At 49.2% G+C, this 15,466-nt stretch carries 12 protein-coding genes and 3 tRNA genes; 9 read left to right on the top strand and 6 right to left on the bottom strand.

Annotation, left to right across the window (positions count from 1 at the left end; genetic code table 11):
• Nucleotides 1–13: 13 nt before the first annotated feature.
• Nucleotides 14–1,075, bottom strand: a complete 1,062-nt coding sequence (locus ACJJIB_RS18330) for an FAD-dependent oxidoreductase (RefSeq protein ID WP_444887100.1) — start codon at nt 1,073–1,075, stop codon at nt 14–16.
• A 336-nt stretch (nt 1,076–1,411) separates the two neighbouring features.
• Nucleotides 1,412–1,873: a helix-turn-helix domain-containing protein gene (locus tag ACJJIB_RS18325; protein ID WP_444883891.1), complete on the bottom strand. Its 462-nt coding sequence runs from the start codon at nt 1,871–1,873 to the stop codon at nt 1,412–1,414.
• Nucleotides 1,874–3,085: 1,212 nt separating this feature from the next.
• On the opposite strand from ACJJIB_RS18325, the gene ACJJIB_RS18320 reads away from it, so the two are divergent.
• Nucleotides 3,086–5,476, top strand: coding sequence for a chitinase (locus ACJJIB_RS18320; RefSeq protein ID WP_444887099.1), 2,391 nt, complete (start codon nt 3,086–3,088; stop codon nt 5,474–5,476).
• Between the two features lie 159 nt (nt 5,477–5,635).
• On the opposite strand, the gene ACJJIB_RS18315 is transcribed toward ACJJIB_RS18320, so the two are convergent.
• Nucleotides 5,636–6,031 carry a nuclear transport factor 2 family protein gene (locus tag ACJJIB_RS18315; RefSeq protein ID WP_444887098.1) on the bottom strand — a complete coding sequence of 132 codons (396 nt, stop codon included), beginning with the start codon at nt 6,029–6,031 and terminating at the stop codon, nt 5,636–5,638.
• Between the two features lie 921 nt (nt 6,032–6,952).
• On the opposite strand from ACJJIB_RS18315, the gene ACJJIB_RS18310 reads away from it, so the two are divergent.
• Together ACJJIB_RS18310 and ACJJIB_RS18305 are read left to right on the top strand one after the other, a co-directional pair.
• Complete coding sequence (locus ACJJIB_RS18310) at nt 6,953–8,338, top strand: MFS transporter (RefSeq protein WP_444887097.1); 1,386 nt, start codon at nt 6,953–6,955, stop codon at nt 8,336–8,338.
• 522 nt (nt 8,339–8,860) lie between these two features.
• Nucleotides 8,861–10,021 (top strand): NnrS family protein, encoded by a 1,161-nt coding sequence (locus ACJJIB_RS18305; protein WP_444887096.1) that lies wholly within the window; start codon nt 8,861–8,863, stop codon nt 10,019–10,021.
• 60 nt (nt 10,022–10,081) lie between these two features.
• Here the strand turns inward: ACJJIB_RS18305 and ACJJIB_RS18300 are convergent, their stop codons facing one another.
• From ACJJIB_RS18300 to ACJJIB_RS18290, 3 genes are read right to left on the bottom strand one after another with little or no spacing between them, the layout of a single operon-like run.
• Entirely contained in the window at nt 10,082–10,504 is a 423-nt protein-coding gene (locus tag ACJJIB_RS18300) for a GFA family protein (RefSeq protein WP_444887095.1), read from the bottom strand.
• A gap of 58 nt (nt 10,505–10,562) precedes the next feature.
• Nucleotides 10,563–11,027, bottom strand: coding sequence for a PhzF family protein (locus ACJJIB_RS18295; RefSeq protein ID WP_444887094.1), 465 nt, complete (start codon nt 11,025–11,027; stop codon nt 10,563–10,565).
• The gene (locus ACJJIB_RS18290; RefSeq protein WP_444887093.1) at nt 10,990–11,370 is read right to left on the bottom strand and encodes a PhzF family protein; all 381 of its coding nucleotides are present in this window, start codon (nt 11,368–11,370) and stop codon (nt 10,990–10,992) included. Before ACJJIB_RS18290 ends, ACJJIB_RS18295 begins: the two co-directional genes overlap by 38 nt.
• A 167-nt stretch (nt 11,371–11,537) precedes the next feature.
• On the opposite strand from ACJJIB_RS18290, the gene ubiM reads away from it, so the two are divergent.
• From ubiM to nusA, 6 genes are all read left to right on the top strand, one after another.
• Complete coding sequence (ubiM, locus tag ACJJIB_RS18285) at nt 11,538–12,704, top strand: 5-demethoxyubiquinol-8 5-hydroxylase UbiM (protein WP_444887092.1); 1,167 nt, start codon at nt 11,538–11,540, stop codon at nt 12,702–12,704.
• A 274-nt stretch (nt 12,705–12,978) separates the two neighbouring features.
• Nucleotides 12,979–13,055, top strand: a tRNA-Met gene (locus tag ACJJIB_RS18280).
• A 39-nt stretch (nt 13,056–13,094) separates the two neighbouring features.
• Nucleotides 13,095–13,171: transfer RNA gene (locus ACJJIB_RS18275), tRNA-Met, on the top strand.
• 40 nt (nt 13,172–13,211) lie between these two features.
• A tRNA-Met gene (locus ACJJIB_RS18270) sits at nt 13,212–13,288 on the top strand.
• 136 nt (nt 13,289–13,424) lie between these two features.
• Nucleotides 13,425–13,889 (top strand): ribosome maturation factor RimP, encoded by a 465-nt coding sequence (gene rimP, locus ACJJIB_RS18265; RefSeq protein ID WP_252083179.1) that lies wholly within the window; start codon nt 13,425–13,427, stop codon nt 13,887–13,889.
• 42 nt (nt 13,890–13,931) lie between these two features.
• Complete coding sequence (nusA, locus tag ACJJIB_RS18260) at nt 13,932–15,434, top strand: transcription termination factor NusA (protein WP_444887091.1); 1,503 nt, start codon at nt 13,932–13,934, stop codon at nt 15,432–15,434.
• The last annotated feature ends 32 nt before the right edge of the window (nt 15,435–15,466 follow it).

The raw sequence follows: 15,466 nt of genomic DNA, 5'->3' as shown, positions 1-15,466 counted from the left end.
ATTATTGCTCTCCTTAAAACTCAACCACAAACCTACTGAGCCTTCTTTGAACAAATGGTAGATGATTGGCCGCGGCTAATAAGGCAGAAAATTCGAGCCTGGTGAGAAATGATTGTGAAGTGACAATTTTTCTTCCTCGCTCTGTGACATCTATAACCTTCTTATCTTCCCGATGGCGTAGCGCCGAATAACCATCTAGCTGGCCTTCTGCAATACATTTAGCTAGCTCGGCTGCATCGGCGATACCCAAATTCATACCTCGTCCGCCAACTGGGGAGTGACAATGTGCAGCATCACCGGCTAGATGTATTCTGCCCTTGGAGTAGCTCTGTGCCTGACGGATAGATATCTTGAAGACCCCTTCCCGCCTCACCTTGTGAATTCTTAGCGGCAGCGGAAAAACTTCCAAAACCTTCTCGCAGTTACCAACAAAGCGATAGCGATTTTTACCGATGGGGACTGACACTGCCACTATTCCCGGCTTGGTCTGCGTGAGGGTGAACATTTGTGGATGAGGCCAATCATCCAGTTCCACATCGGCGATTGACCAGTCTTCATTTAAATCAAATCCGGGATAGGGGATATTTGCACCTTGTCGAACTGCGCTGCGAACACCATCTGCGCCGATAATCAGATCGAAGCTACTCTCCTCTCCACTGGATAATTGAGCTATAACGGATTGCGCTTCCTCATGAAGCTCATTGAGTGCGAGTTTATACTCGACTTCCACACCCATGGAGGCCAGAGACTCCGCTAAGATTGTTTCGGTGCGGTCTTGGGGTAACCCCAATATGGTAGGAAAATAAGAGGTACTTGAATGCAGCGGCAAGGTCAAAGTAAGGTGGTTATCTTGATAGATACAAGCATTTTGAATGGGCACCCCCTCTTCAATCAGCCTTTTAGATACACCTGAGTGTGATAGTAGCTCTAAACTTTTAGAGGTAATACCAACGGCCCTACTCAGAGTAGAGGCACTATCACGTTTATCTATAATCCTGGCAAATATATTCCGGCGTGCTAATTCCACGGCAAGAGTAAGACCAGTTGGTCCCGCACCGACAATCAGTACCTTCATAATAGCAAGCTGTTGTTTTCCTTATCACAACGATAGTACAGCTCTCAAGGGAAGTATCTGGTTGGTAAAGTACAAAATGGGTGGCTGTGAATCGATACCTTCATGACTTTTTTAAATGTACCGGTCATTAATCGTTTTATTTGTAGATTGCTTTTCTTGTTTTCAGAACTGGCGGCATCCTCAATAAGATCTTGGGCTGCCAGTATTGATTTCTTTGGAAGGTGCATTTATAGGTATCACATTATGTAGTGATTCATTTAGCTCTCTATCAAATCTTTAACCGTTTACAAGCTTCTCAACAGGTTAGTGGGGTGGCATCTTTAAGAGAACAACAGATTATTGGCTGTGACTTAGCTTGTTCTGAGTCGTTTCGGTAGAGTCATCACTAGGCTCTTGCTGTAATTTCATTGCTCTTTTCACAAGGTTTTGGAAGTTTGAACACTCCAGCTGATTGTCCTCTGGGCAATTTGCCACATGCCTCAAACCATCGCGCATAGCTTCCAGGCGGCGGATATTCTTATCCACTGCATCGGCCTTTTCGAGCAATTGCTCCCGATCAATATTGGGTTTTCCGTTGTATGTAAACATACTAGCGATCTCATCGAGAGAGAAGCCCGCATAGCGTGCCAGAGCTATTAGAGAGAGCTGCTCCAGCACACTGATATGGAAGACTCTGGCAATACCTCGTCTACTGATAGATTGGATCAGACCCTTCTCCTCATAATATCTAAGGGTAGAGGAGGGAAGCCCACTGCGTTTCGCGACTTCGCGAATATCTATATCCTGTTGACCACTCATCTGTATTGACCTCAAGCAGACTTGAAGTTGTATCCTAGTTTTCACTGATCCCGCTGGCAACCCTTCATTACTTAGTGGGTAGAGCCTGGAAGAGAAATAGAAGTTGTGATACATCCGATGCCTTATTGGCTCGTGTCTTTATCTTTATATCGATTAGATTCCAAATAAGTTTCTTAATGCTGCTTTATTTTAACGATTGCTAATCTCAGAGTCATCAGAGGTTGCTCTAATTACGGGGGGTCATTGATGCTAAGCTTGGCATTATGACTTAATGCCTTGAGTGCGATAAGCACCAATATCTTGCTCTTTGATCTATTAGTTTTTTTCTATTTTTTCATATGGTGGGGAAACAGTTGCTAGGTAATCCTGGTTGTCCTTTAAGGGTAATTCGGATGAGGCTCAAACTGGGCTGCAGGTTGAAGGGATAAGTTCGATAGCCGATTCAATTGTAAAGTTGGAGTTGAGGCTGAATGGGAATTGAGAGTTTTATAAGAGATTTTCTATTGAGACTCTAGCTCGCTCATAGGGAAAGGAAGGGCTGTTAAGCTGGATTGTTGGAAGTACGGGAGGAATTGCTCTGGAGAATAATATTGGCCCATTTATTTTTTTACATTTGCCGACAGCCTGAAATATATAAATATGGAAGAAATATGCAAAAAATTATCTGTGGGATGATATTGATGTGCTTTTTGTGTATTGATTTGTCTGTTTTATTAAAAATTAAATTTCTATTTAAGATGGGCTGGGTTGGCTCTAGGCTGAGGTGTTTCTCATATGCTTTGGAATAGCTTTCCTATTTGCTTCCGCTTCCTAGTACTTTATGCGTGTTTTGAGGTGGCTGTTTTGTAAAGAATTGTTTTTTATGTTGGGAACCATTCTGAGAAGGTTCTATCGAATTTGCAGTGTATGTATGGGGTTTTGGCTATAAAGCGCAGAAAAATTTTAAGTATTTGTTGAAGGTATCACATGGCTCAGTTTATCTGTGCCGAAATAAGAGTCTAATTGGATGGGAATATTATTCCTCTCAATGCCTGGGGCTAAAGTCAGATGGTTTATAAATTCTGACCACATAATTAGAAATTGAAAACCCACTATAGAGTTTAACGATAAAATCTTAGCCCGCACTTCTTGTAATAACACTAGCGTGCTGCACTACCTCCTTGCATACATCCATTTTTGAATAGAACCCTAAAAATGAATAGTGGAGACTCCATGAGCCACCTTTTTATTCGTACAGCGATTGCTTCGGCATTGATCATTGGTGCCCAGGCTGTGGCAGCCGATCAGCCCGCAGAAGACTATGTGGAAGGCCAGCATTACCGGGGAGGTAGCCAAGTTTGCTATGGCGGCGATCTTTTTAAAGCGCAGTGGTGGGCTACTGCAGAACAGCGTCCAGCTGAGGCCCTGACTGCGCAGAACACCTGGGATTCCCCCTGGATCGTGCAAGAAACAGGGGTCTGCGACGCCTCTGATGATAGTAGTGACAGTGATCATTCCGATAATCACAATGACAACGACAATTCTGATTCCGGAAATTCTGCTGGTTCAGATAATTCCGGTAGTGATAGCTCCAGTGACGTAGCCGCTTACCAATCCGGGCAAAGCTATCGCAAGGGTAGTGAAGTTTGCTATGCCGGCGATATTTTTGTTGCGCAATGGTGGGCAAATGGCAGTGACTTACCCTCTGATGCACTGACAGCGGAAAATAGCTGGGATTCACCTTGGGTTCGCAAAGAGGCTGATGGATGTAGCGTTAACGATGAAAACAATGGAAGCGAAAACGGCGGAGACTCTGGCGGTAATAACGGCGGTAATAGTGGAGGAGATACTGGTAACAGCGGTGATACCGGCAATACTCCGATCTCTCTCAACCTGTCTACTTCACAAACGCAAGTGACTGGTGGTGGTACGGTGCAGCTCAGCGCTAGTGCTTCCGGCGGTGATAGCGTGCTCAGTTATAGTTGGGCACAGCTCTCACCGAGCGCTCCTAAAGCGGATATCGCCTCAGCGACAAGCGCCTCGACTTCTGTGACTCTGCCGGCCACAACCTATGATGTGAACTTTGTTTTTAGTCTGATTGTCAGCGATGGTGAAACCAGTGAGGAGGCGCAGGTTACAGTGCAAAACCTCGCCATTGACGCTGGTAACGGTGATGACGCCAATGATAATGGCAACTCAGGTGGTGCAGTGAATGCGGTGATCTCCGCTTCTGCCAATAGTGTGGGCTGTACCGGCAGCATTACTCTGGGTGGTTCTGACTCTACCGGTGGTAGCGGTATGCGCTATATCTGGAGCCAGACAGGTGGCCCTTCCATCAAGCTCTCAAACTACGTGGGTAGCTCCACTCAGGCGGTATTGTCTGAGGTTTACAGCAATGTGACCTACACCTTCCAGCTGACGGCTACCGATTCTTCTGCGGCCAGTGACGTTGCAGAGGTAAGCATCAATCAAACGGGTTGTGCCTCCGCAAGTGGTCATGTCATGGGCTTGAGTGAACTGAAGGCGGAGGAGAGTGCCCGTACCACTGATTCGCTTCTGCAAGAAGTGAAAAATACTGTTGAGACCCGAGATAACGCGATTGTGGAAGCGGTTCAACCCGGTCGCAGTGCCAACCCGACAAATGTTCAGCGTGTTGAGAGTATTATTTCTGAGGATACCTGGGACTATTTGTTCCCCCTGCGGGCCGATGCATACACTTACACCAATTTCCTGCGCGCAGTGGCCAAGTTTCCGGCTTTTTGCGGTGACTACACCGATGGTCGCAATTCCGATGCTATTTGCCGTAAAGCGCTGGCAGTAATGTTTGCCCATTTTGGCCAGGAAACCGGTGCCCATGCGGCGGCCTGGGATGAGCCGGAATGGCGTCAGGGTCTCTACTGGATTCGAGAGATTGGTTGGACTGAGGAAACCTCCGGTGGTTATGGCGCCTGCGAATCCAGCAGCAGCTGGGCGGCGGATGTGTGGCCCTGTGCCATCAATACCGATGGCGGTTACAAGAGTTATTTTGGCCGCGGTGCCAAGCAGTTGAGCTGGAACTATAACTACGGGCCTTTCTCCCAGGCTATGTACGGTGATATTTATACACTGCTGGAAAATCCGGAGCTGGTTGCGGATACCTGGTTGAACTTGGCGAGCGCTATTTTCTTCTTCGTGTATCCACAGCCGCCCAAGCCGAGCATGTTGCATGTGGTTGATGGGACCTGGGAGCCCAATAGTGTTGACCGGGCCAATAACCTGAGTTCCGGTTTTGGTGTCACTACCAATATTGTGAACGGCGCTATCGAGTGTAGTAAGGGTTCAGAGGACGCTCGCTCTCAGAATCGCATGGATTACTACAAAAGTTTCACCGACTATTTGGGTGTGAACATTCCTGCGAATGAAGAGTTGGGATGTGCCAATATGGGTCAGTTTGAGACCGGTGGTGCTGCCTCCCTGAGTATCTATTGGGATAAGGATTGGGGCTGGTCTGCCGACAATCCCAATAATGAGAGTTTTGCCTGTCAGTTGGTGAACTATCAAACCGCCTACTCCGCACTGAATCAAGGCGATTACGCTAAATGTGTAGAGGGTAATTTTGATATGACTATCGATTACCAAAACTAACTAATAGTGGCAATAGTGGCGACTTAAAATCTGGGGCCGTAAATATGCGGCTCTTTACTGATCAGTGGGCCCGGTAGCAAGTATTGCTACCGGGCTTTGTACAGATAATTTTTATACAATCTGAAGCCAAAGCAAGTTTTTCGGCAATAAAAAATTGGGTTAAGAGTTTTCGTCCAAGACCTGCTGTACCAGTGCAGAATCTACATAGGCAGTGCCTTCAGTAATTAAGCCATTCTCAAATTTAACAATCCAACAGTAGGTATTGTTGTATCTTCTACCATTTAATGCGATGCAGGTGCTCTCCATTTCAACCACTGCATAGTCCCCGTCGATTAGTATTCGCTTGACCTCCATCATTACCTTACCTCCTTGGAGTACCTTGCCAATTCCATGGAAGGCACGCTCGACCAATTCTTTCTTGGAGGAATATTCACCAGCCATAGCATGGGTGCCCTTTACAACCCAGTGCACATTGTTCGCAACGCGCTCTAAAAATGGTTGGGGGTCGGTACGGAGAGCGTTGAATACCTCTTCGACAGTTTTCCGTTCGAGCATATCGGTAGCTCTCCACTAGATTAATAGTGTTTTCGATAAAGTGCTGGCAGATATGAATATAGCGCACGGGGATCGTATATGGTGTAACAGTAAATGGTGAGTACAAAAAGACAGCTAGGGTGGTTGCTATAGAATAACAGCCCTATTACTTTTGCCTGGCTCGACTGTAAGTGTAGTCTGGCCTAAACCTTTAACTATGACGGTAAATCGCTTTAAGTAAGCGGGGTTATATCGTAAGTGTGAGCCATTGTAGTTACAGTGTGTACACTGGATGTTATTCACAGCTGGCACTGAGATCTATGTATTATTTTTTTGTTTGTTCGTAAAAGTCCGACTTCAAGCGCAGGCGACTACTTTCCGCCTCTGCCTGGCGCTGAAGTCGGTTTACTGCATTGGATCGGCTTTAGTGGCGGATCAGTTCCAGAACAGCTTAATAGAACCCTTCCCAAACCACTGTTAATGGCACTACTGCTTGTCTTTACCTAGGTGCCGGCCGATGGCGGAGTTTGAATCAGGATGGGTTTCACTATTCTCATCCTGATAAATTAAATTCATGGCGCATAGGATTAAAATCCGAATTCTACTGCCTCGTTCTCACTGTGCCGTGAGATACCCTAATTCATTTCTGAGAGTAACTTTACGGACTCACCTTGTTACATGGGTAAGTGTTGGTGATAAAACGGGAAGGCGGTATGAGAGAGAAGTGTAGAAATCCTGGGAAGAAAGTAGGAGGCTATTGGGTGGCTACAGTTTATAAGGGGAGTTTCTCAGTAATATAGGACTTTGTTATCAGTAATTAGATCCCAGCTCTTAAAATGTCAAATTGAATCCTCTCCTTTAAAGTTTGAGATCAACTTTTTACTTCTAAAATTGTGAATAGATTGAGCCGATAAATTCAGCTATTGGCAGCCTGGAGTACCTATGGCAGCGGCAAAAGAGGCACTTTCAAAAAAACAGATCATTGCTCTAATCGCATTAACCTTTGCGATTTTTCTAATCGCCAATGACTTTACAGCTTTCTCTGTGGCAATACCGGCTATGCAGAGACATTTCCAGGCAGATATTTCTACGATGCAGTGGGTAATTAACGGTTATGCACTGGTATTCGGTGTGTTGATTGTCACCGGAGGTCGCCTGGCTGATATGTTTGGGCGTCGCCGTCTGTTTTTTATTGGCAGCAGTATTTTTATTCTGTTTTCTCTATTGGGTGGCTTTGCGGTGAATGTCTGGATGCTATTGGGCAGCCGGGCGCTGATGGGGGTGGGTGGGGCCTTGATGTGGCCGGCAATTCTTGGAATGACCTATCAGATTATGCCAGAGGATCGAGCTGGACAGGCTGGTGGTTTGATTATGACAGTTTGCGGGTTTGCCAATTCGGTTGGGCCGCTACTCGGAGGCTTGCTTACTGATTTCCTTAGTTGGCGTTGGATATTTCTTATTAATTTCCCTATTGCGCTTATCGCTATGTTGATTAGCTGGCGAGTAATTGATGATGACAGTCCAGAAAAATCTGGTGAGCAGGTGGATTATGCAGGAATTATTTTCCTGTCGATTTCTTTATTAACACTCTTGCTGGCTCTGGATTTTGTTGTGGATATGGGCTTGAGTAGCTCCTTGGTTTTGGGGTTGCTTATCGTTTCTGTTATTACATTTTGTTCTTTTTCCTGGGTGGAGGCTCATGCGAGGGTAAGCCCACTCATCCCTGCGGATGTGGCAACAAATGGGCGATTTTTTACTGTGGGCATTACCACGCTGTTACTCTCCGTGATTTTTGTCTCGATGTTGCTTTATGTACCACAATTTTTAATAAAAGAATTAAAACTCTCCGCTGTCTGGTCTGGTGCCGGCTTGCTGCCGGTTATGATTACTTATGGAATTATTTCCTATGTTGCTGGCAGGCTATATGCCATGCTTGGGGCCAAAGTGATTTTGTCAGCGGCAGCTATCTTTCTTGGTGGAGGGATGTTTTTGTTATCGAACCTCTTGGAGCACACCCGTTATTTTCATTTAGTACCTGGCTTAATTTCTCTAGGAATTGGGCTGGGTCTATTTTTTCCCACCATTACCACTGCTGCTGTTACTGCAGTGGGCCCTGATCGAGCTAGCCTTGCTGCAGCCCTGATTTTTATGTTTCAGATTATTGGTGGAGCGATAGGGCTGGCAATGAATACCACCATAGTATCCTTGGCCCCGAGTTTAGCCACAGGTATTGATCGTGCGTTTGTGGTTAATGCTTACTTGGCTTTATTGGCGCTGCTGGTATGTGTTCTGTTTGTACGTGGAAAGCCTGCAGATAACAAAATGTAAAATATAAATCCTAGTTGTTTAATTGTTGATATTTCGGTGTTTATAAATTTTATCGATAGCCAATGATAATTCTTTGCATAAAGTTGTTGGCTTACTAACTTAAAGTTGAACTTTAAGTTAGCGGTTTTTTGCTGAGGTTGCTTTTTTGTCAATCATTATTTGATTTTTTTATGGGGAAATGCCCGCTTTTTGCATAGGGTTATAAATTTTAAAAACTATGCCCCTTGCCTATTAACTAATAGGATTGATTGGGGGAAAATAAGCGGAGTGCTCAATTCTTAGAATGGACTCTCAGATGTTAATTCACATCGTGATGAATCATCAGGCTGGCATTACATTGGGCATTGAGTAGAAACGGGACTTATTGGTGCTAACCCCTTTCTTGGCTCCTGCGTTTAAATTGCTGATTTCGAAGCAGTGATAATGACGCTGTGCAGTGCGTGTTAACTGTGGATGGAGCCTTGTGAAGGCAAATACCTGCCCCGGGAGAATTAACCTCCCTTTGTTTAAGGAGAAAAGATTGTGATACCCATTGTCGACCGCGCGAGCGCGGAATCCATCGCCCCTTTCTGGCGCATGCCTTTTCGACCTTTCTTTTGGGGTGGTGCCCTGTGGAGCATGATCGCATTACTGATCTGGCAGGCCTCTCTGTCCGGTTGGCAGCTGCCCGCCCTACGTGTGGGGGTTGCCTGGCATTCCCATGAAATGTTGTTTGGCTTTGCCGCGGCAGTAGTGGTGGGCTTTTTGGGTACCGCCATGCAAACCTGGACCGGAATTCCCTCACCAAAGGGGACTCAGCTAATAAGCCTGGTGGGTTTATGGTTGCTGGCACGCCTGGGATATCTCTTTGCGGCAGTGCCTCTGTGGATGCCGGTCGTGGCCGAGGTGTCTTTCTTCCTGCTGGCTGCATTCTTGTTAGGGGCGCGTGTACTGCGCACCAAGCAATGGCGCAACTTATTTGTACTGCCGGCTATGTTGGCCTTTGCTGGACTGGCGGCCAGCCACTGGTTGTTACCCGCTGCGCAGAGCCGGGTGGCGTTGATGGCTCTGCTCTTGGTGACGGCGATTATTTTGGTGATTGGTGGCAGGGTTATTCCTTTCTTTACTGCGCGACGCTTCCATTTGAGCCCGCGTGAGAAGTTACCCATTGTGGAATGGGGCACGCATATTGCGGTCGTACTCCTACTGCTTAGTGTGGCCTTGGATCTGCCCAAGATAGTTTGGGCATTGCTGGCCATTACCCTGGGTGTTTTGCAGCTGGTAAGAGTGTTGCGCTGGCATCCCACCAAGATCTGGGCGGAGCCCATGGTTTGGTCCCTACACCTCAGTTATTGGTTGGTGATTTTGGGTTGTTTTCTCGCCGCTTTGGCCTGGAGTGGAATCGCACCCGCTTGGCAGAGCCCAGCGCTACATGCTTTTGCGGTGGGTGGCATTGGTGGTTTGATTCTGGCTATGACCAGTCGTGTGAGTTTGGGGCATACCGGCCGTATTTTACAGGCGCCGCGTCTTATGCCGTTGGCGTTTGCCGCACTGGCGTTATCCGCCCTGGCCCGTATTTTCTGGGCGCCGGCTCCCAGTGGCTTTCTCGCTGCTATTGTTGCCTGGGTGCTGGGTTACTCACTTTTCCTGATTTACTACACCCCAGTTCTATTTCAACCCAGAGTAGATGGTCACCCAGGCTAAAACTTACAAAAGGTTGTGAGGTGCTGCTTTGCTTATTTGCAAGCGGCACCGTTGTTCCTTTCAGGGGGTGTCGGCTTTATCAACCTGGGGGAAACCATCGAGTTCTGGTACTTTGCCAAGGTCCTTGTCCCATTCGGCTTTACTGGCCATAAAGATATGTGCATTGGGTCTGATGGTTATGGGGCTGTTAAGGCTGCCAGCGGGCACTGCCAGTAATCCTGCTTCTTTGTCGGCAAAGGGCAGGGCGGACCCGCACTGACCGCAGAAGCTTTTTACGTGCCGGGTTGAAGGGAGTTTAAAGACCTTGATGAGTTCTTCCCCGTGGTTCCAGTGGAGCTTGGCCGAGGTGGAAAAGAGGCTGGCGGCATGGGCGGAACCAGTGTCTTTACGGCAGTGGTCGCAGTGGCAAAGGAAGAAGCTTTCAAAAGCCCCCTCCACTGTGAACTGGACTTCATTACAGAGGCATGAGCCTTTGTGATTCATTTTTTTCTCCATTTATTTTTTTGTGCGTAAAATCTGACGATCGTGCAGTGATTAAAAACTACTTGTCCTTTTCGACTACATCAATCACGCCGCTAAGGTATGGCACTGCGTTACCGGAGATGATCACTCGCTCTCCATCAAGCTGGCAGTGTAGCAGGCCTCCGCGTTTTGAGGCTTGGAAGGCTATCAAGTTTGATTTTCCCAGTTTTTCTCCCCAGTAGGGTGCCAGTCCGGTGTGAATGGAGCCGGTTACTGGGTCTTCAGCACCGCCATTGGTGGGCCAAAAATACCTGGAGATAAAATCGTATTGCCTAGATTGTGCGGTGACTACCACATCATAGGGAGCGAGTTTTGCCAGCCTGGCGGGGTCCTGCTGCAGTTGCAGAATATCCTCTTCGTCAGCGTAAATGGCAAAGTAGGCTTGATTGTTGCGCAGAACTTCTCTCGGTGTGATCGATAGCCCTTCGAGCAGATCACAGGGAATGTTAGCTAATGGCTGTGGGGTGCGGGAGGGAAAATTCATAGCAATCAGGCCGTCCCACTCTGTGAGTGATATGCATCTCACCGACTGTCTCAGCAAATAAATCCAAAACCTTTAAATGTGGGTGCTTTCGAAAGACTACAAAAGCAGAGGCCAGGGTGGCGTGGCCACAAAAGTCGATTTCGGTTAACGGAGAAAGCCAGCGGATATGATATTCGCTGTCGCTACGCTTGAGTAGGAATGCTGTTTCCGAGAGATTGTTTTGTGCGGCGATGGATTGCATCAAGGATTTGCTGAGCCACTCTTCAGTAATGATCACCGCTGCAGAGTTACCTCCAAATTGGGCGCTGGCGAAAGCGTCGACGATATCGATTTCTACCTGCATATACGATCCTTTGTATGTGCCTATTCTCTTGTTGCGCCTGCCTTGAGATTTTCTGATTTGTATCAGTTGCCCCGCTGTTACTCCAGCATACAGTGAGCTTCGATCGGTCGATAACAAAAGTTATTTATCACAAGCAGAAATTGAAGTGGGATGTTCTAGGGGGGAGGATGCTGCACACAGATGTCGCGATTGTAGGGGCGGGCCCTGCGGGTCTGGCTTTGGCGCTTATGCTGGCTGCTCGGGATTGCAGGGTAACGTTGCTGGAGCGCCAGGATGATGAAATGCTGGCGTGTCCAGCGAACGATGGGCGGGAAATTGCGCTCACTCACAAATCCGTAAGATTGTTGCAGTCTCTAGGAGCCTGGCAGCGGCTGAAGCCCGAGGAGCAGAGCTCGCTGCAGTCTGCGCAGGTGGTGGATGGCGATTCCCCCTCTAGCCTGGACTTTGATACTCGGGGGCGAGGTCCACTGGGCTTTATTGTGCCCAATGCTGCAATTCGGCGGGTGCTTTATGAGGCAGTGCGTGAGGATAGCAATATACAGCTGCTGCCTAATAGCAAGGTGATTGGCACACGTTGCGAGACGAGTCGGCGACTGGTACAGCTTGAAGGGGGGCAGGTTGTTACTGCGGCCTTGTTGGTGGCGGCGGACAGCCGCTTTTCTGAGGTGCGTCGTATGGCTGGGATTGGCGCGGACATGCGTGACTTCGGCAGGGTTGCGGTGCTAGGTCCGGTGCGCACAGAGCGGGAGCATGGTGGCGTTGCCCGGGAGTGTTTTCGCTACGGTTCAACCCTTGCTCTACTGCCAATGTCCGATGCGCAAACCTGTTCGGCGGTAGTGACGGTATCCGCCAATTGTGCCGAGGAAATGATGGCCTACAGCGATAGGGAATTTGCGGCCCATGTACAGAGAGAGAGCGCTGGGGCTCTTGGGGCTGTTGAGGCGTTCAGTAGGCGCCATTGTTACCCGCTGGTGGCAGTTTATGCCCATCGATTTCTTGCTGAGCGCTTTGCCCTGGTGGGAGATGCTGCGGTGGGGATGCACCCCGTTACGGCGCACGGTTTTAACCTGGGCTTGGCCGGCGCGAATACTCTGGCTAGCCAATTGCATAATGTAACGCGGCTGCATCAGCCGGCGGGGCTCTCCCTAGCATTGTCTCGCTATCAGGCTCAGCACCGTTTGGATTCGCACCCTATTTATACCGGTACTAACCGGGTTGTGGACCTTTTCACCGATGATCGACTGCCAGCGAAATTATTACGCAGAGCGATATTGCGTATCAGTGAACATTTTCCACCGGTACGGCGTGCCATAGTGCACCAGCTCACCCGCTAAACAGCAAGGCTTGATGTGATGAATACACACAGGGCCGTGGCATTGGAAGTAAGAATCGGCATATGCAGTGGGCTGTATTTGCGGGATTTTCTTCCTTTTCTATACTGATCAGCGAGGTATATTCGAGGCTGTTCCCGACTGAAGGGGAAAACAAATGCCAATTGTGGCTTGACTCATGGGGACGCTAACCATAGAATGCGCAGCCTCTTGAGTGGTTGGGCTGGTCCCGCCGCAGGGAAACAAAGGTCAACCAGGCTTTGTTTCTCGGAGTTGTTGCGGGGTGGAGCAGCCTGGTAGCTCGTCGGGCTCATAACCCGAAGGTCGTAGGTTCAAATCCTGCCCCCGCTACCAATTTTGCTTTTAGCAAAAACTTTGATGTGCATGTGTTGTTGCGGGGTGGAGCAGCCTGGTAGCTCGTCGGGCTCATAACCCGAAGGTCGTAGGTTCAAATCCTGCCCCCGCTACCAATTTTGCTTTTCTATAAAAGCTTTGATGCGCATGTGTTGTTGCGGGGTGGAGCAGCCTGGTAGCTCGTCGGGCTCATAACCCGAAGGTCGTAGGTTCAAATCCTGCCCCCGCTACCAAATTTTGCATTCATGCATACTGGCTGCGTGAATGTGCGGTCAAAGCCCCGTCAGGGGCTTTTTCGTATCTGCAAGAAAAGTTGCAGATAATTTTCGAAGTGGGCCGCAGGCCCATTTTTTGTATGTGGTGACGTAAATGGCGAGCAAACGCGAATTGCTGGAAGAACTTCTGGCGCCGGTGGTGGCATCGCTGGGGTGTGAACTGTGGGGGATCGATTATCAGACCCATGGTCGCAACGCGCTGCTGCGCATCTATATCGATTCTGAAAATGGCATAGGTGTGGAGGACTGCGAGAAAGTCAGTCGCCAGGCCAGTGCCGTACTGGATGTGGAAGACCCCATTAGCGGTAGATATACCCTGGAGGTCTCCTCCCCAGGACTAGACCGTCCCCTGTATAAGCTGGAGCAGTACGAGCGTTTTGCTGGTGCCCAAATCGAGGTGCGCCTGCGTATGCCGCTCGACGGTCAGCGCAAGTGGCGCGGCCTGCTGGCCGGTGTGGAAGGGGATGAAGTCGTTCTGCGCGTGGACAGTGAAAATGAATACCTGCTGCCGATCGACAGCATCGAGAAAGCAAATATTATTCCCCAATTTACCAAGTAACCTGTAGGAGCCTGAGCTCAGGCGATTTTGAGGCACAGTTGCATGAACAAAGAGATCTTGCTGGTAGCCGAGGCGGTATCCAACGAGAAGGGCGTTGACCAGGAGATTATTTTCCAGGCCATCGAAGCGGCATTGGCAACGGCCACGAAGAAGCGCTACGACGAAGATTCAACCATTGAGGTTATCATTGATCGTCGTTCGGGCGATTACGAGACTTTCCGCAGCTGGGAAGTAGTCGGTGATGAAGTTCTGGCGGAGCTGGGTACCCAGTTCACCCTGGAAGAAGCCCATGAAAAAGATGCTGACCTGAAAGCAGGTGACGTTTTCCGCGAGCAGGTGGAAAATGTAGAATTTGGCCGCATCGCTGCACAGACCGCAAAGCAGGTTATCGTGCAAAAAGTACGTGAAGCCGAGCGCGCCAAGGTTGTAGACGAGTACCGCGATCGCGTCGGAGAGATGGTCAGCGGCACTGTGAAGAAGGTGACCCGCGACTTTATCGCTGTAGACCTGGGGAATAACGCCGAAGCGCGCCTGCCCCGCGATCAGCTGGTTGGCCGCGAAATTTTCCGCCTCGGTGATCGTGTGCGCGCAATTCTGTTGGAAATCCAGCCGGAAGCCCGCGGCCCTCAGTTAATGCTGAGCCGCTCCTGCCCGGAGATGATTATCGAATTGTTCCGCATTGAAGTGCCGGAAATCTCCGAGCAGGTAATCGAAATTAAAGGCGCGGCCCGCGATCCCGGCCTGCGTGCAAAAATCGCAGTAAACACCAATGACGGCCGTATCGATCCTGTCGGTGCTTGTGTGGGCATGCGCGGTGCGCGTGTTCAGGCAGTTTCCAATGAGCTGTCTGGTGAGCGTGTGGATATCGTGCTGTGGGACGAAAATCCGGCCCAGTTTGTAATCAACGCCATGGCGCCGGCGGAAATTGAATCCATCGTTGTCGACGAAGACACCGGCTCTATGGATGTGGCGGTAGCTGAGGAAAATCTCGCTATGGCTATCGGCCGCAGTGGCCAGAATGTTCGCTTGGCTTCAGAGCTGACTCAGTGGCAAATCAATGTCATGAGTTCCGACGAGTGGCAGAATAAGCAGGAGGCTGAATCCAGCTCCATCATGCAGGTGTTTATCGATCGCCTGGATATTGATGAAGATGTCGCCGCTGTACTAGTGGAAGAGGGCTTTACCTCCCTAGAGGAAGTGGCTTACGTGCCCATCGAAGAAATGCTCGGAATCGAGGGCTTCGATGAGGATATCGCCGAAGAGTTACGCGCCCGAGCCAAGGATTCCCTGCTCACCCAGGCCCTGGCCTCTGAAGAAAAGCTGGATGCGTCTGAGCCCCAGGAAGATCTGTTGAATATGGATGGTATGGAGCGCCACCTGGCCTTCCAGCTGGCCAGTCGCGGTATTTCCACGATGGAAGACCTGGCGGAACAAGCAGTGGATGACCTGCTCGATATCGAGGGTCTCGATCAGGAGCGCGCCGCAGCGCTGATTATGAAGGCGCGTGAGCCCTGGTTTGCCGACGATGATGGCGAGCAGGCTTAAACACACCGCAATAAGTATTACGTATAAGTAAC

The organism is Microbulbifer mixtoriginis (SeqCode) (assembly GCF_052467705.1).
The sequence above is the reverse complement of the archived record's forward strand: the minus strand, read 5'-3'. Positions and strand labels throughout refer to the sequence as shown.

Bases quoted from the DNA above. Each gene is read 5' to 3' on its own strand.
- ACJJIB_RS18330 (WP_444887100.1), bottom strand. From the start codon at position 1,075: ATGAAGGTACTGATTGTCGGTGCGGGACCAACTGGTCTTACTCTTGCC.
- ACJJIB_RS18300 (WP_444887095.1), bottom strand. From the start codon at position 10,504: ATGAATCACAAAGGCTCATGCCTCTGTAATGAAGTCCAGTTCACAGTG.
- rimP (WP_252083179.1), top strand. From the start codon at position 13,425: ATGGCGAGCAAACGCGAATTGCTGGAAGAACTTCTGGCGCCGGTGGTG.
- ACJJIB_RS18325 (WP_444883891.1), bottom strand. From the start codon at position 1,873: ATGAGTGGTCAACAGGATATAGATATTCGCGAAGTCGCGAAACGCAGT.
- ACJJIB_RS18290 (WP_444887093.1), bottom strand. From the start codon at position 11,370: ATGCAGGTAGAAATCGATATCGTCGACGCTTTCGCCAGCGCCCAATTT.
- ACJJIB_RS18315 (WP_444887098.1), bottom strand. From the start codon at position 6,031: ATGCTCGAACGGAAAACTGTCGAAGAGGTATTCAACGCTCTCCGTACC.
- ACJJIB_RS18320 (WP_444887099.1), top strand. From the start codon at position 3,086: ATGAGCCACCTTTTTATTCGTACAGCGATTGCTTCGGCATTGATCATT.
- ubiM (WP_444887092.1), top strand. From the start codon at position 11,538: ATGCTGCACACAGATGTCGCGATTGTAGGGGCGGGCCCTGCGGGTCTG.
- ACJJIB_RS18295 (WP_444887094.1), bottom strand. From the start codon at position 11,027: ATGAATTTTCCCTCCCGCACCCCACAGCCATTAGCTAACATTCCCTGT.
- ACJJIB_RS18310 (WP_444887097.1), top strand. From the start codon at position 6,953: ATGGCAGCGGCAAAAGAGGCACTTTCAAAAAAACAGATCATTGCTCTA.
- nusA (WP_444887091.1), top strand. From the start codon at position 13,932: ATGAACAAAGAGATCTTGCTGGTAGCCGAGGCGGTATCCAACGAGAAG.